Source organism: Streptomyces sp. NPDC030245, assembly GCF_055572995.1.
The window spans coordinates 582,420-604,547 of sequence record NZ_JBVICF010000003.1; the positions used below are offsets into that span (position 1 = coordinate 582,420).

A 22,128-nucleotide genomic window follows, 5' to 3' on the forward strand; every position below is an offset into this window, starting at 1 on the left:
GGCACCGGCTACTGGCACATCAGCGCGGGTGAATCGATGGTCATGACGCTGTTGGCGCCCTCGTACATCTGGAGCTCCAGGCGGTACTGGTAGGGCACGCCCGGCGTCATCCAGTGCGGCACCACTCCGGTCCACACGTCGAGGTCGAGCTTCTCGCCGTCGGAGTCCTGGGAGGTGTGGGGCGGCTGGAACTGGGGGGCTCGGTAGCCCTGGTGGGACTGCGGGGTCTGCGTGCCCGCGGGGCCCGGGGCGGCCGTGGCACCGGTGGCGCCCGGTCCGGGGACGGCCGTGCCCATGCCGGGGGCGCTCGGCGGGCCGCCGACGGTGGCGGGCCCGCTGTGCGCGCCGGGCACCTGCTGCCCGATGCCGCCCTGCTGTGCGTACGGGGCCTGTTGCCCCTGTTGCCCCTGTTGCCCCTGCTGTCCCCCCGCGGGTGCGAACGAGATGCTCTTGATCTCGACGGGGGTTTGCAGGTCCACGGCGAGCGCGGTCCAGGACACGACCTGGCCGGGCTTGACGACGGTGACGAGGTTCGGCGTGCCCTGGTGGCTGCTGTCGAACGGGCTGTCGTCCACCATGCAGAGGTTGCCGTCGTACAGCGACTTGATCGACAGCGCTCCGATGACGTCGACGACGGCGATGATGTTCACCTGCGACTTCATTCCGCTCCTGTTCATTCCACTCCCTGTTCTCGGGTGCCTAGCCGCGGTCCCGGACCAGCGGGACCTTTCCGACGGCGGTCCGCTCGATCTCGGCGGACAGCCTGGGCACGAACTTGAGCTGGAGGGTGTATCCGGTCTTCGCGATCGACTCGGCGTTCGCCTCGCCGTGGTTGAACAGCGACAGGGCGCGCGGCAGCGCGTTCACGAAGACCTGCTGGAGGCCGTAGGGGCCGAGCACCGTGTCGGCGCGGTAGGTCAGCCCGAGCACGTCGTCGACCGCCGCGTAGAGCGTGATGGTCCTGCCCTCGCGGTGGTTGACGAACTGGACGTCGTGCGCCACCGCGTCCAGGTCCACCACGTCGGCCGCCTTCAGCTCGTCGCGCAGCGCGGCGTAGGCCCGCGCCGCCGAGTACTGGCTGTCGTTGAGATGCAGTACGTCCCCGGTGCGCCCCGCGAACTCGAACTGCCGCGTCTTCAGGCCCGGTCCGTCCGTGCGGGGCCGGTGGATCATCCGGTCGCCGAGCTTCAGCCGCAGCAGCGGCGTCTCGTGCGCGTGCAGGCGGGTGACGACGAGCTCGCCCTCCTCGCCCTCGGGGACCTGCCGGCCCTCCGCGTCGACGATCTCGATGAAGTGCAGGCCCGGCACCGCGGACAGCCAGGGCGACGCGGCGTCGAGTTGCAGGCCGATGGTCTCCGCCTGGGTGGCGGCGAAGTAGCTGAGGATCGAGAGGTTCGGATACAGCGCCTGGAGCTCCACCCGCTTGCGCTGCGGCAGCACCCCGCTGCCGTACAGGGCGACGCGGAAGCTGTCGCGGTACTCCTGGCGCATGCCCGCGCCGAGCTCCGCGAGGATCGCGATGCCCGCGGAGATGCCCATCAGGGCCTTCGGGCCCCGGTAGGAGAACATGTGCTCCAGGACGGGGGCGGTGACGGGTCCCGCGCCGACGTAGTTGACGCCCGGCACGTGCTGGAGCACGCCGCCGACCATGGTGCCGCTGCTCCACATCTGGTAGTCGGCCAGAGTGGTGAAGAGCCACTTGGGGTCGGTGCCCGCGAGGTGCCCGGCGAGTTGGTAGGCCCCCATGAAGCGGCCCGCGATCTCGTACGTGTCCTTCAACTCCCGCAAGGAGTACACGACTTCGAGCGGCATGCCGCCACTGGTGCCGCCGCTGGCGACGATCTCGAACTCGCCGCGGGTGAGGGGCACGACCATGCCCGGCCGCGTGTCCATGAAGAAGTCGCGCTGGACGTCCTTGTCCGACAGCGGTATGCGCTGCCACTCCTCGTACGTCCGCGGGGCGTGCGTGATGCCGGCGCCCCGCAGCCGCTCCCGCCACAGCGGGTTGAGCAGCGCGGTGTTGACCAGCTGCTGGAGACGGCGCAGCACGACCGCGTCCTGGATCTCGTGCGGGATCTCGCTGTACAGCGTCTGGCAGACCCGCTCGCACTCGCGCATCTTGCTCGCGAAGGAGGGGAGCACGGTGACGGCCTCGACGGATTCCGGTTGCAGCTCCCAGTCGGGGATGAGCCAGTTGGCCAGTTCGAGCGCGCCGCCGGGAGCCGGCGCGGGCGGTGGAACATGCGTTGCCTGTGGAGCGTGCGATGTACTCAACATCCGTCCCCTCTACGCTGTGCCCGTTCCTTTTTCTGTCCCTTTTTCTTTTCCTTTTTCTGTATCCCTGCCGTTGCTTCTCCGGTGAGCAGGTCTTCCGCTGTCCTTTTGATTTCGGAGAGCAGCATGCGGAAGTGCTCGCCGGTTATCCGGTGGTTCATCATGACCACGCGCAGTGCGGCCACTCCGTCCACGTTCACCTTCGAGATGAAGAAGTTCCCCTCGAATTTGACGCGGTTCCTGATGGCGATCTGTAGGTGGTGCAGGTCCTTCTTGGCGAGGCCGGGCGGATGGTAGCGGAAGCAGAGGATGTTCGCTTCCGGGCGGTGCGGGGCCTCGAAGTCGGGGTCGGCCCGCACGGCGTCGTGGGCCTCCCGCGTCAACTGGCAGAGGTACTCGATTTTCTCCGCGAACAGAGCCCGTCCGTAAATGGCCCAGAGCGCCCACAGCGTCATGATCATCGGGCGCTTCGTGCACTCGAAGTTCTTTCCCCCGCTGTCGAACGCGGTGTAGATGTCCTGCTCCTCCTCGAAGACGTAGCTGGCCTTCTGCCGGAATGCGGAGAGCGCGGTCTCCTTGTTCCGGTAGAAGAGCATCGTGCAGGGGGCGGGCACGAACATCATCTTGTGCGCGTCCCAGGTCAGGGAGTCGGCCTTCTCGATCCCGCGGAGCCGGTCGCGGAGGGTGTCCGAGACGAGGAGGCTCGCGCCGTGCGCGCCGTCGACGTGCAGCCAGAGGTCCTTCTCGCGGGCCACCTCGGCGAGTTCGTCGAGCGGGTCGAAGGCGCCCACCGACGTACTGCCCGCCGAGGCGACGAGGCAGAACACCTTGAGGTTCTGCCGCTCGGCCGCCTCCAGGGTGGCGCGCACCTCGCTCGGGCAGATCTGCTGCTGCCGGTTGAGCGGCAGGCGTACGAGCTGGGCGTCGCCGATGCCGAGCACGCCGGCCGCCCGCGCCACGCTGTAGTGGACGTCGGCGCCCACCGCGATGGCCGGCCTCGGCTGCCCGCGCACCGCGGAACCCCCCTGTGACCAGTACCCGGGCAGTTTCTCGTTCCGCGCCGCGAGCAGGGCCGTCAGGTTGGCCAGGGAGCCGCCCGACGTCGTGATCATGGTGAAGGTGTCCGGGTCCCACCCGATGAAGCGGTTCAGCTCGTCGGCCATGATCCGCTCCACGGCGCTGGGTAGCTGGCCCGCCTCGTAGAACGAGGCCGGCTGGTTGACCACGGAGCTGACGAAGTCGATGACACCGGCGAGCGGTACGACACCGGAGAACTGCCGCCCCATGTAGCCGGGGGAGTGCACCTGGATGCCCGTCCGGATGTACAGGTCGATGATCCCCGCGAGCCGCTCCTCGTCGAAGGCGGTGATCTTCTCGTGCTCGGTCGTCATGAGAGCTCTCGCCGCCTGGGACAGCGCCGCGGGCTCGATCAGCTCAAGACCCCTGATCGACAGGTCCGACAGATGTTTCTCCAGCTTCGCGAGCGCGGTCTCCGAATGCTCCCGGAACTGCTGTGGATCAAAGGCTTCCAGCAACAGGCCGCTCCGGTCCGACAGTGAGCCCCTCCGTTCCGCTTCGGGATCGCTGGATCGAAATTCCGTCACTAGGGTCCCCCCTTGGAAAGCCCCGTGTAACCCGACATGGATGTTCCGGCGCGCCCGGCCGGACAGGGGGCAGGATCTTTCATCGAGCGGCAGCGCACAGGATTGCCGACCGGCTGGTCAAACCGGACGGTAACTCCTTTCCGGCGGCGCGCGTTCGGCGCCGGCCGCACGGATTCCCCCTCGAATGCGTCTGCGCAGCGGCCATCTCTCCGGCATGGTCGGTGCCTGCCCCCACGGCAACAACCGTAGGCGGTGCGGATTCAACGAGAAATCGAAAGTCCGGGGTCTGTCCGAAAGGGAGCGCGGACCATCTGATGGTTTGTCAATCACCTGTGGTCACACGCGTAACCGGAGGCACCGGGAACTTCACGGCCGCTCCACCCTTTTCGGACACCATGCCGTCGGCATGTGCGCGGCAGATAGGCAGAAACGCAGGACCGGGGGCAGGTGCCGGGCGGTGCAAGACGTTTCCTGCCATTCTCCGCCGCGTCCGCGGGGCCGCCCTCCCGCGGCTCCGACGACGTCCCGTTCAGGGCGGGTATCGCCCGCTCCGTCACGGCGATCCGGCCACAAAAGGCCCACGGCGGGCAGGAATATCGAACGGAGGGGGACCCGGTACGCGGGGTGCGGTGACCGCACCGGCGGGTTTCGCCGGGGCGGCCACCGCTCCTCCCCCGTTCCCGATGGGGCGTGCCGTGGCCGGCACGCCGCGTGGTCGTGGTGCGCCCGGTCGCCCGGTCGCGGTCAGGAACTCGTGGCGTCGGACGGAGCGCAGCGGTAGAGGGTCTGCGCGGGTGCCGTCGGGCCGGCCCCGTCCTCGGGGCCTTCGTCCCGGGTGCCGTCGTCACCGGTACCGCCGTACGCCCGCGCATCGACCTCGGCGCAGGCCGACGCGACCCAGGAGCTGATCTTCGACGTCTTCCTGCCCTGGTCGCTGACCAGCGCGAAGCGGATGTCACCGGCGGCGACGAGCTCCCGGTACCGGGAGAGCGTGACGGAGTCCTCGTGCAGCCCGGCGAGGGGCAGCACGGACGCGCCCTCGGCGTAGATGTAGGGGGCCGAGGCCTCCCAGGTCTCGGTGGACAAGGTGTACTCCGCGGCGCCGTCGCGTTCCTGGACGTATCCGAGCAGCCTGCTCTGGGCGGGCGTCGGCGTGGTGCGGACGCTGACGTCGGCGGCGCGTACGGTGCGGGACCCCGTCGCGAGCCGGATGTCCTCGGCCGGTCCCGCGTGGGCGTCGACGGCCGTCCCTCCGTACCGCTCGTTCAGCACGGACAGCGACCACGCCGTCGGCGCGGCGAACATCGCGACGCCGGCCGCGAGCAGTCCGGCGAGCGCGGTCCTGCGGGTGGTCTCCCGCAGCGGGCCGAGGGCGAGGACAGCGCCGAGCGCGGCCACCACGACCAGCGGGACGAGCCAGGGCAGGAAGTCCGCGTGCTTGGCGGTCAGATGGACCGTCCAGGCGGCCTCGGCCACGACGACGGCGGGCAGGACCCAGACGCGCGGCCCCCCGGCGGCGGCACGGTGGGCGCGCCACAGCGTGACCGTACCGGCGGCGGACAGGGCGACGAGCGGCGGCGCGAGGATGGCCACGTAGGCGGTGTGGGGCAGGTTGCCGAGCGCGCTGAGCACCGCGGCCGCCGTGACGAGCCAGGTGCCCCACATCAGATACCCGGCGCGGCCCTGATGGGTGCGGGCGGCCTTGCGGTGCCGGGCGAGGCCGATCACCAGGGAGACCAGCGCGAGCGGGTACAGCCAGGCGATCTGGGGTGTCAGCCGGGGGCTGCGGAACAGCTTGAGCCAGAGGGACGTCTTGGACGGCGCCCCCGGACCGGCCTGGGCGCCGGCGGGCTTGGCGCCTGCCTGCCCGACCGTGCCACCGTCGCGGGGCGGTGCGCCGGTCCGCCCGGCCGGGCCGCCGTCCCGGGGCGGTGCGCCGGTGGCTCCGCTCGACGGCGTGCCCGACGGCCTGTCGGGAGTCCTGTCGGGCGTCCCCCTGGCCGGTCCGCCGGGCGCTTTGGCCGAAGGCTGTCCCGACGGACCGGCCGACCGCCCGTCGGAGGGCTTGCCCTTGCCGCCGTCGGAGGGCTTGCCCTTGCCGGACGGCTCACGTCCGCCGTCGGTCGCGGGGGCCTTGCCGGGCTGTCCGCCGCTGCCCCAGAGTCCGTTGTTGCTGACGGGCGCCGCCCCGTCGACCAGCCCCGCGTGCAGCCGGTTGAAGCCGTTGTAGCCGAAGACCATCGCGGCGGCGCTGTTGCCGGTGGAGCCGTCCGCGTACGGGCGGTCGTCCTCCGGGGTGAAGGTCATCAGGGCCACCCAGGACAGCGACACCGAGAACATGACGACGCCCGCCACCGCGAGCTGCCCGATCCTGCGCCGCAGCCGGACCGGCGCCGCCACGAGATAGCCGACGAAGAGCGCGGGCACGATGATCCAGGCCTCCATCATCTTCGCCTGGAACCCGAGACCCACCCACAGGGCGCTCAGCAGCAGCGACCGCAGCCGGGCGGTGCCCACCGCCTTCTGGTACTGGTCGGCGGCGAGCACGAGGCACATGGTGAGCGAGCCGTCGAGCATCGCGTGGCCGAACATGGAGGCCAGCACGGGCGTCACCGTGAGCAGCCCCGCGGCGAGCAGCCCGGCGGCGGGGCCCTGCCAGCGGCGCACCATCCGGTACATCACCAGGACGGAGATGACGCCCATGACGCACTGGGGCAAGGTCAGCGCCCAGTCGTGGAAGCCGAAGATCCGCGCCGAGAGTGCCTGCGGCCACAGGAAGCCGCCGATCTTGTCCAGGGAGAGCGTGGCGGACGGATCGAGGCTGGTGAAGAGGAACGCCTCCCAGCTCACCGACATGCTGCGCGCGGCCACCGAGTAGTAGGGCGCGAAGCCGCTGCTCGTGATGTTCCACGTGTAGAGCAGCGCGGCGAGCGCGGCGATGCCGAGGAGCGCGGGCCTGGCCCACCGGGGCTGGTCGGCGGGGGAGAGCCAGAACCGCAGCCGGCTCCGTGGTGACGGGTCCGGGGCGGGTCGGGCGGTGCCGGTCGCGGTCGTCGTCAGAGACGTCATGGCCATGCTTCTACCGGTGCGCCGTTGTCCGGGGTCGGCCGACGGGCACCGGACAACAAGCGCCGGACAACAAGCTCGGACACGAAGCACCGGACAACAGCACCGGACAACGGGCACCGGCCGACAAGCACCCGGCAAACGGCAAGCACCCGGCAACAAGCAACGGACACCGCGATCGCCCCGGTGCACCCGCCCCGCCCCGCCCGCGTCAGCGCACGCACGCCCTCCGGGGCCACTCGCCGCCCGGGGCGTTGAGGTAGCGGGCCCGTTCCTGCCGGGTCAGGTCCCTGCGGAGCGAGCGGCAGATCCTGTCGATCGCCTCGTCGGCGTTGCGGAGCACGCCCCACAGGCGCAGCGTGCCGTCCTCGCCGCCGCTGGCGACGGTGTGGCCGTCGGGGCTGAACGTCACGGACCGCACCATGCCCTCGTGCCCGGCAAGAGCGGAGTTCTGGAGCCCGGTCGCCGCGTCCCACAGCCGCACCGTGCCGTCCCGGCCGCCGCCGGCCACCGTCCGCCCGTCAGGGCTGAACGCCACCGACTGCGCTCCGCGCAGCTTGCCCGTCAGGGTGACGCGGGCCGTACCCGTGGCCGCGTCCCACAGCCGTACCCTGCCGTCCTGGTCACCGCCCGCGACGGTGCGCCCGTCCGGGCTGAACGCCACGGCGTGCACAGGGGACTCGGTGCCGGTGCGGACCGGCCGGGCCTCGCCAGTCGCGGCGTCCCACAGCCGCAGGGACCCTTTGTCGCCGCCGATGGCGAGGGTGTGCCCGTCGGCCCCGAACGCCACCGACCACACGGTGCCCGGCTGCCCGTCCGACACGCCACGGGGTGTCCCGGTCACCGCGTTCCACAGGCGTACGTGCCCGTCGTCACCGCCACCGGCCACCGTGCGCCCGTCCGGGCTGAACGCCACCGAACGCACCGGCCCCTGATGTCCCGTCAGCACGTCCCGCGCCTCACCGGTCGCCGCGTCCCACAGCCGTACGGTTCCGTCGTCGCCCCCACTGGCGACGGTGTGGCCGTCGGGGCCGAACGCCACCGAACGCACCGGCCCCCGGTGCCCCCTCAGCACTTCCCGCGCCCTGCCGTTGGCCGCGTCCCACAGCCGTACCGTTCCGTCGTCGGCGCCACCGGCCACCGTGCGCCCGTCCGGGCTGAACGCCACCGACCCGACGGGTCCCTGCCGTCCCGGCACCGCGATGCGCTCCTTGCCGGTGGCCACCGCCCACAGCCGCACCGTGCCGTCCCGGCCCCCGCTGACCACCGTGCCGCCGTCGGGACTGAACGCCGCGGCGGAGACCGTCCCGCGGTGCCCGGCCAGCACGGCGCGCAGCGACCCGGTCGCCGCGTCCCACAGGCGTACGGTGCCGTCGTGCCCGCCGCTCAGGACCGTGCGCCGGTCGGGGCTGAACGCCACCGACTCGGCGTCCCTGCGGCGCTCGGCGAGCGCGCCGCGCTCCTCGCCGGTGGCCACCGCCCACACCCGTACCGTGCCGTCGCGGGCGCCGCCGGTCACCGTGCGGCCGTCGGGGCTGAACGCCACCGACTCCACGGTGCTGTCCCGCCCGGTCTTTGTGACGCGCGTCCCGCCGGTCCGTGTGTTCCGCAGCCGTACCGTGCCGTCCCGCCCGCCGCTGGCCACCGTCCGCCCGTCCGGACTGAACGCCAGCGCGGACACAGCACCCTGATGCTTCGTCACCTTCTGTCGGCCGTCCGGCGCGCGCCGCTCCTCGCCGGTGGCCACCGCCCACAGATGTACGCTGCCGTCCCGCACGCCACCCGCCACCGTACGGCCGTCCGGACTGAACGCCACCGCTCCCACACCGCCCCGCCTGCCGGTGTCCAGGGCGCGCGACGCCCCGGTGGCGGTGTTCCACAGCCGTACGGTCCCGTCGTCGCCACCGCTGGCGACGGCGTGCCCGTCCGGGCTGAACGCCACGGACGACACCGGACCCTGATGGCCCCTCAGCACCTTCAAGGACTCGCCCGTCACCGTGTTCCACAGGCGTACGGTGCCGTCCCTGCCGCCGCTGGCCACCGTGCGGCCGTCCGGACCGAACGCCACGGCCTGTACGTCGCCCCGGTGCCCCGCCATGCGCTGCTGGAGCGGGAGCGAGGCCGTGGCGAAGAGGCCGGAGGTGGCCTCCGCGGTGGGGCGGACCCGGTAGGCGTAGACCGCGAGGAGCGAGGCGAGGTCGGTCTCCTCGGAGAGCAGCGCCGCCGCCTGCGCCGCGAGCTGCCGGGAGAGCGCGCTGCGCTGCTCGGCGACGGCCTCGCGCCGGTGGCCCTCGCTGGTCCGGTACTGGTCCCAGGCGAGCAGGCCGGAGACGAGCGCGAACAGGAGCAGGACGGACAGGGCGAAGGTGAGCCTGCGCAGCCGCCGCGTGGTGCGGGCCGCGGCCAGCCGCTCCCGGTCGCGTGCCGCGCCGCTCGCCGTGAGGAAGTCGCGTTCCAGCGCGGTCAGTTGGCTGCCGGGGGCCGCGAAGGAGTCCTCGGCCGCGTCGAGCCGCGTGCCGCGGTAGAGCGCCGCCGGGTCGCGGCGCTCCCGGTCCCACGCGGTCGCCGCGTCGCTCAGCCGCTGGCGCAGCAGCAGCTCGGCCCGGTCCTCCTCGATCCACTGCCGCAGCCGCGGCCACGCCTCAAGCAGGGCCTCGTGCGTGAGCTCGGCCGTCTCCGTGTCCAGGGTGATCAGCCGGGCCCCGGCCAGCGCGTCGAGGACCGTCTGCACGTCGGCGGGGTCGGCGCCGAGGGAGTCCAGGTCGGCGCGGGCGAGGCGGCGCCTGGTGGCGTCGGTGCCCTCGCCGATCGCGACGAGGCGCAGCAGGAGGACCCTGGCCAGCCGCCGCTGCCCGCCGTCGAGCCCGGCGTGGACCGCCTCCGCGGTCTGAGCCAGGGCGTGCCGGATGCCGCCCGCGGCCTCGTACCCGGACAGGGAGAGCGTGCTGCCGCGGCGGCGGCGCCAGGTCTCGCGCAGGGCGTGGGAGACCAGCGGCAGGACCGTGGCGCGGCCGGTGGCGTCGGCGATCACGCGGGCGAGGAGCGCCCCCTCGACGGTGCAGCCCGCCCGCGCGGCGGGCCTGCTGATGGCGCGGCGCAGCTCGTCGGTGGTCATCGGCCCGACCAGGAACTGGGCGTCGCGCAGCGCCTCGACGAGGTCCGGGTGGCGCGCGCAGCGTGCGTAGAAGTCGGCGCGTACGCCCAGCACGACGCGGGTGCGGCTGTTGGGCGCCCGGACCGCCGTGAGCAGCGCGGTGATGAACCGCGTACGCTCCCGGGCGTCGGAGCAGAGCGTGAAGACCTCCTCGAACTGGTCGACCACCAGCAGGAGTTCGGCGTCGGGCGGACGGTCGGCCAGGGCCTTCAGCGCGGTCAGGTGCAGGGCCCGCGGGTCCGTCGCGAGGTCCCTGCGCAGGGCGGTCGCCGAGCCGTCGGTGGCGGCGGCGAGCCGGGCGGCGCACTCCTCCAGAGGGTGCGCGCCGGGTGCGAACAGGACGGTGACCCACCCGGTCTCCGACCCGGCCCCGATGCGGGGCAGCAGCCCGGCCCGCAGCAGCGACGACTTCCCGGAGCCGGAGGCGCCGAACACGGCCAGGAACCGCCCGGAGCGAACCCGTGCGACGAGGTCGTCGGTCAGCTGCTCCCGCCCGAAGAACCAGTCGGCGTCCTCCGGCTGGAACGCGGCGAGCCCCACATAGGGGCCGCGCCGGTCGCGGTCCCCGGCGCCGGGCGCCTCGTCCGCGCGGTCCGCGGCCGCGAGCCGGGCACTGAGCGCGCGCCACCGGTCCTCCCACACGGCCACGTCCCCGCCGCAGGCCCGCACATAGGCGAGCGTGACCGGCAGGCTGGGCAGTCTGCGGCCGCCCGCCGCGTCGGCCAGCGTCGTCGAGGAGTAGTGGGCGTCGCGGGCCAGGCGGCGGTACGGCGGGCTGCCCGCCTTCTCCCGCAGCCGCCGCAGATCGGCGGCGAATTCGGTCAGCAGGCCACCGTCGTCGTCCAGCGGACGCTCACCCCGCGGCACCGCCATCACCCCCGCCTCTCATTGTCCGGCCCGGCCGGCCGCCGCCGAGCGCCCGGAACCGGACAATCCGCCGGCCGTTCGGCGCATACGGACCCACCCGTCGGTGCAGACCGGCCGAAGAGGGCCCGCCCCGTCCGCCGGGCTGAGGACGGCCCGCCGCCCCGGCCCCGCGCTCCCGGCGAACCGGGCACCGGGCGGACTATCCTGCCGGTCGGTCAACGCCTCACGGCCAGGTCGTGGCGCCCGTCGGGCACCCCCGGACGAGCACGACAGCACATCGCACCGCCCGTTCGACGAGGAGGAAGATGTCACCGTCCCATCGGCCCCGGGCCGCTCTCGCCATGTCACGGAAGGCGGCCGAGGCCGTCCTCGGGCCGTCGGCCCTCGACGCCCTCGCGCGGACCGTGGCCCTCGAACCCCCGCCCGTGCTCGACGACTTCGGCACGGACCGCGCGCGGGCCGTACTGGCCGGCACCGAGCTCCTCGTCACCGGCTGGGGCTGCCCGCCGCTCACCGCCGACGTGCTCGCGGGCGCCCCCGCCCTGCGCGCCGTCGTCCACACGGCGGGCTCCGTCCGCGCCCACGTCACCGAGGCGTGCTGGGAACGCGGCATCGAGGTGTCGTCCGCCGCCGCGGCCAACGCGCTGCCCGTCGCCGAGTACACCGTCGCGATGATCCTGCTCACCGGCAAGCGCGTCCTGGAGAGCGCCCGCGACTTCCGCGCCGTCCGCGCGGAGGTGGACTGGCGGCACACCTCCCGCGACACCGGAAACTACCGCCGCACCGTGGGCATCCTCTCCGCCTCGCTCATCGGCCGCCGCGTCATCGAACTGCTCCGCCCCTACGACCTGCGGGTGCTGCTGTACGACCCATATGTCACGGCGGACGACGCCGCCGCGCTCGGCGCCGAACCCGTGCCGCTCGACGTGCTCTTCGCGCGCAGCGACACCGTGAGCGTCCACACGCCGCTGCTGCCCGCCACCCGCGGCCTGGTCAGTCGCGGACTGCTTGCCGCCATGCGCCCCGACACCGTGCTCATCAACACCGCGCGCGGCGCCGTCGTCGACCAGGACGCGCTCACCGAGGCCGTCACGGCGGGCCGCATCCGCGCCGTGCTCGACGTCACCGACCCCGAAGTCCTGCCCCCGGACCACCCGCTGTGGGACGCGGACAACGTCCTGCTCACCCCGCACCTCGCGGGCTCCCAGGGCAACGAGTGGCGGCGCCTCGCGGAGTTCGCCGTGGCCGAGGTGCGCCGCTGGGCCGCGGGCGACGGCTTCGCCCATCCCGTACGGCGGGACAGGCTGGCGTATCTCGCGTAGCGGATGAGATCTGGCCGAATACCCTCTTGTGCCCAACAGCAGGGGGCCCGTTTCGCGGAGCGGTTAGGTTAGGCTAACCTCTGCCGCGTGCATGAAGGTGAAGAGACCGCGACGGCCACGCGCCCCCAGGGTCATCAACTGTCGGCCACGGGCGTCACCGTGGCGTACGAAGGCGTCGACGTCGTCCACGACGCCTCGATGACGCTGCGGCCCGGCGACGTGACCGTCCTGGTGGGACCCAACGGAAGCGGCAAGTCGACGCTGCTGCGCACGCTCGCGCGGCTCCAGCGGCCCCGCACCGCCACCCTCCTCATCGACGACGACACCGACGGCCTCGCCCTCAGCGCCCGCGAGTTCTCCCGCCACGTCGCCCTGCTCACCCAGGGCCGCCCCACACCCAGCGGTCTCACCGTGCGGGACGTGGTCGAATTCGGCCGCTACCCGCACCGCGGGCGCTGGGGCAGGGCCGACCCGGGCGGCCGGGCCGCGGTCGACCGGGCGCTCGCCATGACCGGCGTCGCCGAGCTCGCCGAACGCGGCGCCGAGCACCTGTCCGGCGGGCAGCTCCAGCGCGTCTGGCTCGCCGGCTGCCTCGCCCAGGAGACGGGCGTGCTCCTCCTCGACGAGCCGACGAACCACCTCGACCTGCGCTACCAGGTCGAACTCCTCGACCTGATGCGGGACCTGGCGGACGACCACGGCATCGCCGTCGGCGCCGTCCTGCACGACCTCGACCAGGCCGCGGCGGTCGCCGACCGGATCCTCCTGCTCGACGCGGGACGCGTCGTCGCGGACGGCGACCCCGGGGACGTACTGACACCGCGGCGGCTCACCGACACGTACGGCATCCGTATCGAAGTCGACTCCGACCCCCTCACCGGCCGCCTGCGCACCCGCGCCATCGGCCGCCACCACTCGCGAAGCGAAAGGCTCAGCACCACCTCATGAGACGCCTCCTCCTCACCGCGGCGGCCGCCACCGCCGCGGCCCTCGCCCTGTCCTCCTGCGGCACCACCGAGCCCGCCGCCGACGACGCGAAGAAGACCGCGGGTGCCATCACCCTCACCGACGGCACCGGCACGAAGGTGAAGCTGGACGGGCCCGCCAAGAGCGTCGTCGGCACCGAGTGGAACGCCGTCGAGAGCCTGATATCCCTGGGCGTCGAGCCGACCGGCGTCGCCGACGTCAAGGGTTACAAGACCTGGGACACCGCCGCCCCGCTGAAGAACGACCCCAAGGACGTCGGCACCCGCGGCGAGCCGAGCATGGACAGCATCGCGGCCCTCAAGCCCGACCTCATCATCGCCACCACCGACCTGCCAGCCGCCGCCGTCAAGCAGATGCGGCGCATCGCCCCGGTCCTCAACCTGCGCCCCGCCGACGCCGCGGACCCCATCGGCCAGATGACCGAGAACCTCGACCTCCTCGCCGAGGCCACCGGCACCGAGAAGCGGTCCGCGCAGCTCAAGAAGGAGTTCGGGGCCAAGCTCGCCGAGGGCAAGAAGAAGCTCGCCGCCGCCGGACACGCCGGCACCAGGTTCGCCTTCGCCGACGGCTACGTCACCGGCAACCAGACGTCCATCCGGCCCTACACCAGCGGCTCGCTCATCGGCGCCGTCAACGAGAAGCTCGGCCTGAAGAACGACTGGTCCGTCAAGGGCGACAAGGCCTACGGCCTCGGCACCACCGACGTCGAGGGCCTCACCGAGCTGGACAAGAACGTGCAGTTCGCCTACATCGGCAACGACGGCGACAAGAGCAGCAACCCGTTCTCCGGCGTCCTGAAGAAGGACGAGGTGTGGACCTCCCTGCCGTTCGTGAAGAAGGGCAACGTCCACCGGCTCCCCGACGGCGTCTGGATGTTCGGCGGTCCCGCGTCGATGAACCAGTACGTCGACTCCGTCGTCGAGGCCCTGAAGAAGTAAGGCCCCGGAGAGTAAGGCTCTGAAGAAGTAACGCCATGGCCGTCACCGCGACCACCCCGACCACCCGTCCGTCGACAGCCGCGTCCCGCACGGGCGCGGCCGCGGTGACGGCCGCACTGCTCCTCCTCGTCGCCGCCCTCGCGGTCGTCGACATCACCCAGGGCACGGCCGCCGTCGGCCCGTCCGAGGTGTGGAAGGCCCTCACCGGCCGGGCCGACCCGGGCGACGCGTCCGTCGTCATCGCCTCCCGGCTGCCGAGGATGACCGCCGCGCTGCTCGTCGGCGCCGTGCTCGGCGCGGCCGGCGCCGCCCTCCAGGCCATCAGCCGCAACGTCCTCGCCTCGCCCGACACCCTCGCCGTCAACGCGGGCTCCTACCTCGCCCTCGGCGTCACCGCCGCCACCGGCATCTCGCTGCCGCTCCTCGCCTCCTCCGGCATCGCGTTCGCCGGCGGCCTCGCCGCGGCGGCCGTCGTCCTCGGCCTCTCCGGCCTCGGCGCCGGCACCGTCCGGCTCGTCCTCGCGGGCAGCGCCCTCACCCTCGGCCTCACCGCCGTCACCGAGGGACTGCTCCTGCTCTTCCCGGAGGAGACGCAGGGCCTCTACAAGTGGAACCAGGGCAGCGTCGCGCAGAACGGCTTCGACGGCGTACTACAGACGGCCCCCATCGGCGTCATCGGCCTCCTCGGGCTCGTACTCCTCGCCCGCAGGGTCGACGCACTGGCCCTCGGCGACGACGCCGCCCGCGGCGTCGGCGTGCCCGTCCGCGCCACCCGCGTCACCGCCGTCGTGCTCGCCGCCCTGCTCTCCACGTCCGCCGTCACCCTCGCCGGGCCCGTCGGCTTCGTCGGCCTGTGCGCCCCCGCCCTCGTCCGCCCGCTGGGCCGCAGATTCCGCGCGTTCACCCGGTCACGGGCGCGGCTGCCGCTCGCGGGCCTCGTGGGGGCCGCCCTGGTGCTCGGCTCCGACGTGCTGCTGCGCGCCGTCGTCCCCTCGGACCTCGCGGTCGCCGTACCGACGGGCGTCGTCACCAGCCTGGTCGGCGCCCTCTTCCTGATCGTCATGGCCGCGCGCGTCCGGGACACGGCGGGCGCCGCGCCACCCGACAAGCTGCGCATCCGCAGCCGTACCGCGTTCGTCGCCACGACGGCCGTCCTCGTGGCCGTGCTCGTCGGCCTGACCGTCGCCGCCGTCCTCGTCGGGGACAGCAAGCTGCTCCTCGGCGATGTGGTCAACTGGGCGCAGGGCAGGGCGGGGCAGACCGTCTCCTTCGTCCTCGACACCCGGGTGCCGCGCGTCCTCGCCGCCCTCCTCGCGGGATCGGCCCTCGCGCTCGCCGGCACCCTCATCCAGGCCGTGACCCGCAACCCCCTCGCCGACCCCGGCATCCTGGGCGTCACCAACGGCGCCGCCGTCGGCGCGGTCCTCCTGGTGACGACGGTGCCCGCGGCCGGCTCGTGGAGCGTCGCCGCCGGCGCCTTCGCGGGCGCCGCGGTCAGCGCGGTCCTCGTCTTCGGCCTCGCGGCGAAGGGCGGGTTCCGGCAGAACCGGCTCGTCCTCGTCGGCTTCGGCGTCGCCACCGGGTCGGCGGCCGTCGTCAGCCTCCTCATCATCCTCACCGACCCGTTCAACGCCACGAAGGCGCTGACCTGGCTCGCGGGCTCCACCTACGGGCGGTCCCTGCCCGACGTGGTGCCGCTCGCCGTCGCCCTCGCCGTGGGCCTCGCCGTCGCGGTCGCGCGCCGCACCGAACTCGACCTCGTCTCGCTCGACGAGGACACGCCGCGGCTGCTCGGCCTGGACCTGGGCCGCGGCCGCCTGGGCTTCCTCCTGCTCAGCGTCCTGCTGAGCGCCACCGCCGTGGCCGCGGCGGGCACGATCGGCTTCGTCGGACTCGTCGCGCCGCACGCGGCCCGCGCCCTCGTCGGCCGCAGGCACGTCCGGGTGGTGCCGGTCGCGGTGCTCCTCGGGGCCGTCCTCGTGTGCACCGCGGACCTGGTGGGCCGCACGGCGATCGCCCCGGCCCAGCTCGGCGCCGGACTCATGACGGCCGTCATCGGCACGCCGTACTTCCTCTACCTGCTCGTACGGAGCCGCCGCTGAGGACGGCCCGTCACGTACGGGTAAAGTAGGTGAGCCCTGGGCCGGCTCAATGCCCCCGGTGAAGACCGATGTCTGTGGGCGTACGAAGCCCTCCGCTCGCCCCTCTCACGACGCCGGGCGCGCCCGAGCACGACAGGTAATGCTTCTTGTCCACGTCCGCACCCTCCCCGGCCGCCCGGCTGCGCGGTCTGAAGCCCGACTGGCTGTCCGACCCGAAGGTGTGGCGCACCGAGGTCCTGGGCGGTCTCGTCGTCGCCCTGGCGCTGATCCCCGAGGCGATCTCGTTCTCGATCATCGCCGGGGTCGACCCGGCGATCGGCCTCTTCGCCTCCTTCACCATGGCCGTCACGATCTCGGTCGTCGGCGGCCGCCGCGCGATGATCTCCGCCGCCACCGGCGCCGTCGCCCTGGTGATCGCCCCGCTCAACCGCGAGCACGGCTTCGGCTACCTGATCGCCGCCGTCATCCTCGCGGGCGTCTTCCAGATCGCCCTCGGCGCGCTCGGGGTGGCGAAGCTGATGCGGTTCGTGCCGCGCAGCGTGATGGTCGGCTTCGTCAACGCCCTCGCCATCCTGGTCTTCATGGCGCAGGTCCCCGAGATGCACGACGTGCCGTGGGCCGTCTACCCGCTGCTCGCGGGCGGCCTCGCGCTCATGGTGTTCTTCCCGAAGGTCACCCGGGTGGTGCCGGCGCCGCTCGTGTCGATCGCCGTCCTCACCGCGATCACGGTCGCCGCGGGCATCGCCGTGCCGACGGTCGGCGACAAGGGCGAGCTGCCCTCCGCGCTGCCGGTCCCCGGCCTGCCCGACGTGCCCTTCACCATGGAGACCCTGACCACCGTCGCCCCCTACGCGCTCGCCATGGCGCTGGTCGGCCTGATGGAGTCCCTGATGACGGCCAAACTGGTCGACGAGATCACCGACACGCACTCGTCCAAGACCCGCGAGGCCATCGGCCAGGGCATCGCCAACATCGTCACGGGCTTCTTCGGCGGCATGGGCGGCTGCGCCATGATCGGCCAGACGATGATCAACGTGAAGGTGTCCGGGGCCCGCACCCGCCTCTCCACGTTCCTGGCGGGCTCGTTCCTGATGGTGCTGTGCATCGTCTTCGGCCCGGTCGTCTCCGACATCCCGATGGCCGCGCTGGTCGCCGTGATGGTGATGGTGTGCTTCGCGACGTTCGACTGGCACTCCATCGCCCCGAAGACGCTCCGGCGGATGCCGACGGGCGAGATCGTCGTCATGGTCGTCACCGTGGTCTGCGTGGTCGCCACGCACAACCTCGCCGTCGGCGTCGTCGTCGGCACCCTCACCGCCACGGTCATCTTCGCCCGGCGCGTCGCCCACCTCGCGAACGTCACCGCCGTCCCGGGACCCGACCCGCGCACCCTGGTCTACTCGGTGACCGGTGAGCTGTTCTTCGCCTCCTCCAATGACCTCGTCGGGCAGTTCGACTACACCACCGAGGCCGAGAAGGTGGTCATCGACCTGACGGCCGCCCACATCTGGGACGCCTCGTCCGTCGCCGCGCTCGACGCGGTCGAGACCAAGTACGCGCAGCGCGGCAAGGCCGTCGAGATCATCGGCCTGAACACACCGAGCGCCGAGATCCACGAGAAGCTCAGCGGCGAGCTCACCGGGGGCCACTGACCCGGTCAGCCGGTGGGGCGGCCCGGCTGGTCGCGCGTGGCGCAGTGGATGCCCCCGCCGCCGGAGGCGATGGTGTCGATCCGGACCGGCACGACGTCCCGCCCGGGGAAGTGCTCCCGCAGGATGCTCCGGGCGCGGCTGTCGGCCTCGCGGTCCCCGAACCGGGGCATGAACACGGCACCGTTGGCGACGTAGAAATTGATGTACGTCGACACGAAGTCGTCGCCCTCGCCCGTGATCCGCGCCAGGTCGGGCTGCGGCAGGTCGACGACCTCGAAGGGCCTGCCCCTGGCGTCCGTCGCCCCGCTCAGCACGGCCTTCGCCCCGTCGGCCGCGCGTGACCAGACATCGGCGGGCGTGTCGGGGTGCGCCCTGTCCAGGAGCACCACGCCCGGCGCCGTGAACCGTACGAGGCTGTCGACGTGCGCGTCGGTGATGTCCTGCCCGCGCACACCGGCGAACCAGACGACCTTCTCGACGCCCAGGGTCTCCTTCAGCTCGGCCTCGACGCGGTCCCGGCTCCTGCCGGGGTTCCTGTTGTCGTTGACGACCGAGCTCTCGGTGACGAGGAGCGTGCCCTCGCCGTCCGTCTCCAGGGACCCGCCCTCGGCGACCAGGGGCGCCTCCCTGCGGGGAACGCCGTACGCGGACAGCAGGGTGCGGGCCACCCGTGCGTCGCGGCTGTGCTCCTGTTTGCCGCCCCACCCGTCGAAGTTGAGGTCGACGCCGATGACCTCGCCGTCGTCCTCCACGAACACGGGCACCGTGTCGCGGGCCCACAGGTCGTCGACGGGCAGCGGGACGACCTCGACGCCGCGCCCGCACGCCTTGCGGGCGGCCGCCTCTTGACCGGGCCCGGCCAGCATCACGACGTGCTCGTACTCCGCGACGGCACGGGCCACACGAGCGACGTCCCCGCGTACGGAGCGCAGCTCCTCACCCCATACGGAGCGCAGCGCGGGCCACGCCATGAAGGTGCGGGCGTGGCTCTCCCACTCGGCTCCCATGCGCATGTCGTTCCAGCTCCCCAAATTGGAGTAGACCAATGGTGCGAGCGCCGACGGAGGGCCCCCGACGCCTGCTCAACGGCCCGGGCGCCCCATGGGAACCCTTGGCAGCAGCTTTCACAGCATGGTATAGACGTATGAAAGAAGCACCTCTTCGGCCGACTCCGGCCGATGGACGGCGTACCGCCGGAAGGTCTCTCCCGTGCATGCTGACGAACACGCTCCCGCCCCCGCTCCGGCCGCGGCGGCAGAGCGGAACCCCCGCAGGACACTCCGGCTCCCGTATCCCGGCACGGCCCGCAAGCTGAGGCGCGCGGGCATAGCGTGCGTGACCGTCACCGGCTGCCGCGTCCGCGTCTCCCTGCGGGGCGAGATCACCGCACGCGAAGCCGACTCGCTCGCCGCGCAGCTGCGCGCCCTGGTCCAGGACGGCTGCCGCCATCTGACCGTCGACCTGTCCGAGGTCACCTACCTCGCACGGGAGGGCGCGGGCGTCTTCTTCGGGACGCTCAGGGCCCTCAGGGCGGTGGGTGGCTCCCTCGCCGTGCGGGGCGCCTGCCCCCGCTCCGCGGCCACGCTGCACTGCCTGGGCATGGGCCGTCTCGCGGAGTAGGCGGGCCGCGACGGATCAGGCGTCGGCCGCGTCCCGCTTGGTGAAGCGGTGCCACCAGTGCCGCCGCCGGGGATGCACGGCCCGTCCCAGACGACGGCCCAGCACGAGATAGCCCAGCAGGGCGCCCGTGGTGTTGAGGATGACGTCGTCGATGTCGAAGGTGCGGCCCGTCACGAACGCGCCCTGCGCCAGCTCGACGAGCACCATCGTCACCGCGGTGGCGAGCCCCACCCGCACCAGCCCCCGCGTCCGCGGGAGCACGACCGGCAGCAGCATCCCGAACGGCACCCCCAGCAGGATGTTCCCGCCGAGCTGCTTGACCGTGTCGCGGAACGCGGGCTGTGAGAGGTAGTCGTCGATCGAGTCACCCGGCGTGAAGTTGCTGTGCGTCAGCGCCTCGGACCCCGCGGACGGCTCCAGCGTGAGCCGGGCGAGCACCACGCCGAACGCGACCATGCAGGCGAAGGCCGCCAGCATGGTCACGGCGCGGGCCAGCGGCCGCAGCGGCGGTGCGCGCCGGTCCCCGGCGTCGTCGGCCCGCGCCTCTGTTCTCGAACGCTCTCTCCGTGCCATCAGTGCCTCCAAAGAAGGACTGGGTGGACCGTGCCGTCCGTTCTCAGATCGGTTCGGTGCGGCCGAACAGGCCCGCGTGCCCCGGCGGGAGCTGGGTGAGGACGCGGCGCAGCAGCGCGTCGTCCGCCGCCCCCGCGACGATGCCGAGCACGGCGGTGACGGCGCGGCGCGCCCCGGCCGTGTCCTCGCCCGTCCGCGTGGCCACCGCGTCGACGAACCCGGCGGGCGGCAGCGGCTCACCGGCCGGCTCCGCGTCGGCAAGCAGCGTCCCGCACCCGGCGGGCAGCAGCCGGGCCAGGTCGGTGCGGTCGTCCCCCACCAGGTGGGCACCGAGGACGGCGAGGACGTTCTCCACGGCTCCCGCCGCCTGCTGACGGCTGGTGAAACCGCCTCGCTCCCGCACCTGCTCCAGCAGCTCTTCCAGGGATATGCCCATGCTGAGCTCCTTTCGGCCGGGTCGGTGGTCAACCGCTCACGTAGCGGCGTACGTTGTCGATGTCTCCGCAGCGCGCCCGCAGCTGCCGGCAGCGCTCCTCGGCGAACGCGGCGCCCAGCCGCACGCGGCACTCGCGCGTGACGCTCTCCCGGGTGTCCGCGAGCAGCGTTCCCTCCGTCTCCCGCGTGTACTCGGTGACCGCGGTGGCGAGTTCGTCGAGTCTGTCGTCCCAGGCGTGCGGGGCACCCGTATGCGCCTCGAAGAGATCGAGCAACGCCTCCGCGCCCTCCTCGTGCGCGGCCACGCCGCGTTCGATGGCGCCCTGGTCGATGCCTTCGAACCGGGTGAGTTCGGGGTAGACCTCGGACTCCTCGGCGCGCACATGGGCGACGTACAGGTCCGCGAACTCGTGGAGCGCGTGGGCGCGGTCGGTCTCCGTGCCGCTGCGCAGCTGGCCGAGCAGATCACCCGCGATCCGGTGGTCCTTCAGGATCAGCTCGACCACGTCCTGAGATGGGGACATCATTGCCTGCCTCTCTGGTCCGTTCTGGCTCCGATACCCGGAGCGGGCAACCTGATGCCTGGTGTGCGCAAGGGGAGTGACGTGTCTCCCCGGGCGGACCGTGCGCGTTCCACCTCCACCGTGAACTGTGCCCCGGCGAGCAGCGCGAGGTTGGACACCCACAGCCACACGAGGAAGACGACGACGCCCGCGAGGGACCCGTACAGCTTGCCGTAGGTGCCGAAGACGTTCGCGTACAGCGTGAACAGGCCGGAGGAGACCAGCCAGAGCAGGGCGGACAGCATCCCGCCGGGCATGATGTGGCGCCAGCCGCGGGCGTCCGGCGGCGCGTTGCGGAAGAGGACGAGGACGAGCAGCAGCACCAGGCAGACCAGCGCGGGCCACTTCAGGAGGGCCCACGCCGTCTGCCCCGCGCCCCCGAGACCGATGCGCCGCCCCACGCCCTCGGCGAGCGAGCCCGTGAGGACGAGCAGCAGCGCGCTGGCGACCAGCAGGGCGAGCAGCGTCAGCGCGGTCATGAGCACCCGGTGCGCCTTCCGCAGGGTGGGCCGGCAGTCCTCGACGCCGTGCATCGCGTGCAGCGCCCGGCGGAACACGGCCGCGTAACTGGAGGCGGACCACAGCGCGCTGACGGCTCCGGCGACCACCACCGTGAGCGCCGCGGAGCGTGCCTCCGCCATCTCGCTGAGCGCCGAGTGCAGGGAGCGGCCCGACTCCGCGGGTGCCCAGTCGGTGACCTCGGCGATCAGCTCCTGGGTCGTGGCGGGGCTGACGAGACTGATGAGGCTGACGGTGACGAGCAGCGTGGGGAGCACCGCGAGTATCGCGTAGTACGTCAACGCCGCCGCCCAGTCCGACACGTCGTCGTTCCACATCGACACCGGCGTGCGGCGCAGCGCGGTGCGGCGCAGGGCACCCGTCGACGGGCCGGAGGGGGAGCCGGAACCGGCGGGCGGTGAACTGTCCATGAGGGCCGCTCTTTCTCGCGTCTCGGCGGCGCGGGCGCCGCC

The 22,128-nt window shown here is 72.7% G+C and carries 15 protein-coding genes and 1 pseudogene; 6 read left to right on the plus strand and 10 right to left on the minus strand.

Features of this window, described 5'->3' with window-relative positions; genetic code table 11:
- Window positions 1-8 precede the first annotated feature (8 nt).
- The 5 genes from ACZ4Z4_RS11060 to ACZ4Z4_RS11080 form a co-directional block, all read right to left on the minus strand.
- The gene (locus tag ACZ4Z4_RS11060; RefSeq protein WP_468325263.1) at window positions 9-677 is read right to left on the minus strand and encodes a hypothetical protein; all 669 of its coding nucleotides are present in this window, start codon (window positions 675-677) and stop codon (window positions 9-11) included.
- 22 nt (window positions 678-699) lie between these two features.
- The gene (locus tag ACZ4Z4_RS11065; protein WP_468325265.1) at window positions 700-2,277 is read right to left on the minus strand and encodes a phenylacetate--CoA ligase family protein; all 1,578 of its coding nucleotides are present in this window, start codon (window positions 2,275-2,277) and stop codon (window positions 700-702) included.
- Window positions 2,271-3,809 (minus strand): pyridoxal phosphate-dependent decarboxylase family protein, encoded by a 1,539-nt coding sequence (locus ACZ4Z4_RS11070; protein ID WP_468325267.1) that lies wholly within the window; start codon window positions 3,807-3,809, stop codon window positions 2,271-2,273. The genes ACZ4Z4_RS11065 and ACZ4Z4_RS11070 overlap by 7 nt, the downstream gene beginning before the upstream one ends.
- A gap of 813 nt (window positions 3,810-4,622) precedes the next feature.
- Complete coding sequence (locus tag ACZ4Z4_RS11075) at window positions 4,623-6,947, minus strand: glycosyltransferase family 39 protein (RefSeq protein WP_468325270.1); 2,325 nt, start codon at window positions 6,945-6,947, stop codon at window positions 4,623-4,625.
- 208 nt (window positions 6,948-7,155) lie between these two features.
- The gene (locus ACZ4Z4_RS11080) at window positions 7,156-10,971 is read right to left on the minus strand and encodes an nSTAND1 domain-containing NTPase (protein ID WP_468325273.1); all 3,816 of its coding nucleotides are present in this window, start codon (window positions 10,969-10,971) and stop codon (window positions 7,156-7,158) included.
- A gap of 299 nt (window positions 10,972-11,270) precedes the next feature.
- On the opposite strand from ACZ4Z4_RS11080, the gene ACZ4Z4_RS11085 reads away from it, so the two are divergent.
- The 5 genes from ACZ4Z4_RS11085 (at window position 11,271) to ACZ4Z4_RS11105 (ending at window position 17,966) form a co-directional block, all read left to right on the plus strand.
- Window positions 11,271-12,287: a hydroxyacid dehydrogenase gene (locus ACZ4Z4_RS11085; RefSeq protein ID WP_468325275.1), complete on the plus strand. Its 1,017-nt coding sequence runs from the start codon at window positions 11,271-11,273 to the stop codon at window positions 12,285-12,287.
- Window positions 12,288-12,374: 87 nt separating this feature from the next.
- Complete coding sequence (locus ACZ4Z4_RS11090) at window positions 12,375-13,235, plus strand: ABC transporter ATP-binding protein (protein ID WP_468325278.1); 861 nt, start codon at window positions 12,375-12,377, stop codon at window positions 13,233-13,235.
- Window positions 13,232-14,212 carry an ABC transporter substrate-binding protein gene (locus ACZ4Z4_RS11095; RefSeq protein ID WP_468325280.1) on the plus strand — a complete coding sequence of 327 codons (981 nt, stop codon included), beginning with the start codon at window positions 13,232-13,234 and terminating at the stop codon, window positions 14,210-14,212. The genes ACZ4Z4_RS11090 and ACZ4Z4_RS11095 overlap by 4 nt, the downstream gene beginning before the upstream one ends.
- Window positions 14,213-14,247: 35 nt before the next feature.
- The gene (locus tag ACZ4Z4_RS11100) at window positions 14,248-16,314 is read left to right on the plus strand and encodes an iron ABC transporter permease (protein ID WP_468325283.1); all 2,067 of its coding nucleotides are present in this window, start codon (window positions 14,248-14,250) and stop codon (window positions 16,312-16,314) included.
- 146 nt (window positions 16,315-16,460) lie between these two features.
- Window positions 16,461-17,966 (plus strand): SulP family inorganic anion transporter, encoded by a 1,506-nt coding sequence (locus ACZ4Z4_RS11105; protein WP_468325286.1) that lies wholly within the window; start codon window positions 16,461-16,463, stop codon window positions 17,964-17,966.
- A 5-nt stretch (window positions 17,967-17,971) separates the two neighbouring features.
- On the opposite strand, the pseudogene ACZ4Z4_RS11110 reads toward ACZ4Z4_RS11105, so the two are convergent.
- A pseudogene (locus tag ACZ4Z4_RS11110) lies at window positions 17,972-18,982 on the minus strand (agmatine deiminase family protein); the annotation flags it as partial.
- A 193-nt stretch (window positions 18,983-19,175) separates the two neighbouring features.
- Between ACZ4Z4_RS11110 and ACZ4Z4_RS11115 the strand changes: the two are divergent.
- Window positions 19,176-19,586 carry an STAS domain-containing protein gene (locus ACZ4Z4_RS11115; RefSeq protein WP_468325289.1) on the plus strand — a complete coding sequence of 137 codons (411 nt, stop codon included), beginning with the start codon at window positions 19,176-19,178 and terminating at the stop codon, window positions 19,584-19,586.
- 15 nt (window positions 19,587-19,601) lie between these two features.
- On the opposite strand, the gene ACZ4Z4_RS11120 is transcribed toward ACZ4Z4_RS11115, so the two are convergent.
- From ACZ4Z4_RS11120 to ACZ4Z4_RS11135, 4 genes are read right to left on the minus strand one after another with little or no spacing between them, the layout of a single operon-like run.
- On the minus strand, window positions 19,602-20,159 hold the full coding sequence (locus ACZ4Z4_RS11120) for a VanZ family protein (RefSeq protein ID WP_468325292.1): 558 nt from the start codon (window positions 20,157-20,159) through the stop codon (window positions 19,602-19,604).
- A 43-nt stretch (window positions 20,160-20,202) separates the two neighbouring features.
- A complete protein-coding gene (locus tag ACZ4Z4_RS11125) occupies window positions 20,203-20,595 on the minus strand; it encodes a DUF2267 domain-containing protein (RefSeq protein ID WP_468325295.1) in 393 nt (130 codons plus the stop codon).
- Between the two features lie 28 nt (window positions 20,596-20,623).
- On the minus strand, window positions 20,624-21,121 hold the full coding sequence (locus tag ACZ4Z4_RS11130) for a hemerythrin domain-containing protein (protein WP_468325298.1): 498 nt from the start codon (window positions 21,119-21,121) through the stop codon (window positions 20,624-20,626).
- Complete coding sequence (locus tag ACZ4Z4_RS11135) at window positions 21,118-22,086, minus strand: YihY/virulence factor BrkB family protein (protein ID WP_468325301.1); 969 nt, start codon at window positions 22,084-22,086, stop codon at window positions 21,118-21,120. The genes ACZ4Z4_RS11130 and ACZ4Z4_RS11135 overlap by 4 nt, the downstream gene beginning before the upstream one ends.
- Window positions 22,087-22,128: the final 42 nt, after the last annotated feature.

Coding starts and splice junctions, on each gene's coding strand:
- ACZ4Z4_RS11130 (WP_468325298.1), bottom strand. CDS start 21,121: ATGATGTCCCCATCTCAGGACGTGGTCGAGCTGATCCTGAAGGACCAC.
- ACZ4Z4_RS11125 (WP_468325295.1), bottom strand. CDS start 20,595: ATGGGCATATCCCTGGAAGAGCTGCTGGAGCAGGTGCGGGAGCGAGGC.
- ACZ4Z4_RS11095 (WP_468325280.1), top strand. CDS start 13,232: ATGAGACGCCTCCTCCTCACCGCGGCGGCCGCCACCGCCGCGGCCCTC.
- ACZ4Z4_RS11100 (WP_468325283.1), top strand. CDS start 14,248: ATGGCCGTCACCGCGACCACCCCGACCACCCGTCCGTCGACAGCCGCG.
- ACZ4Z4_RS11080 (WP_468325273.1), bottom strand. CDS start 10,971: ATGGCGGTGCCGCGGGGTGAGCGTCCGCTGGACGACGACGGTGGCCTG.
- ACZ4Z4_RS11075 (WP_468325270.1), bottom strand. CDS start 6,947: ATGACGTCTCTGACGACGACCGCGACCGGCACCGCCCGACCCGCCCCG.
- ACZ4Z4_RS11060 (WP_468325263.1), bottom strand. CDS start 677: ATGAACAGGAGCGGAATGAAGTCGCAGGTGAACATCATCGCCGTCGTC.
- ACZ4Z4_RS11135 (WP_468325301.1), bottom strand. CDS start 22,086: ATGGACAGTTCACCGCCCGCCGGTTCCGGCTCCCCCTCCGGCCCGTCG.
- ACZ4Z4_RS11065 (WP_468325265.1), bottom strand. CDS start 2,277: ATGTTGAGTACATCGCACGCTCCACAGGCAACGCATGTTCCACCGCCC.
- ACZ4Z4_RS11085 (WP_468325275.1), top strand. CDS start 11,271: ATGTCACCGTCCCATCGGCCCCGGGCCGCTCTCGCCATGTCACGGAAG.
- ACZ4Z4_RS11120 (WP_468325292.1), bottom strand. CDS start 20,159: ATGGCACGGAGAGAGCGTTCGAGAACAGAGGCGCGGGCCGACGACGCC.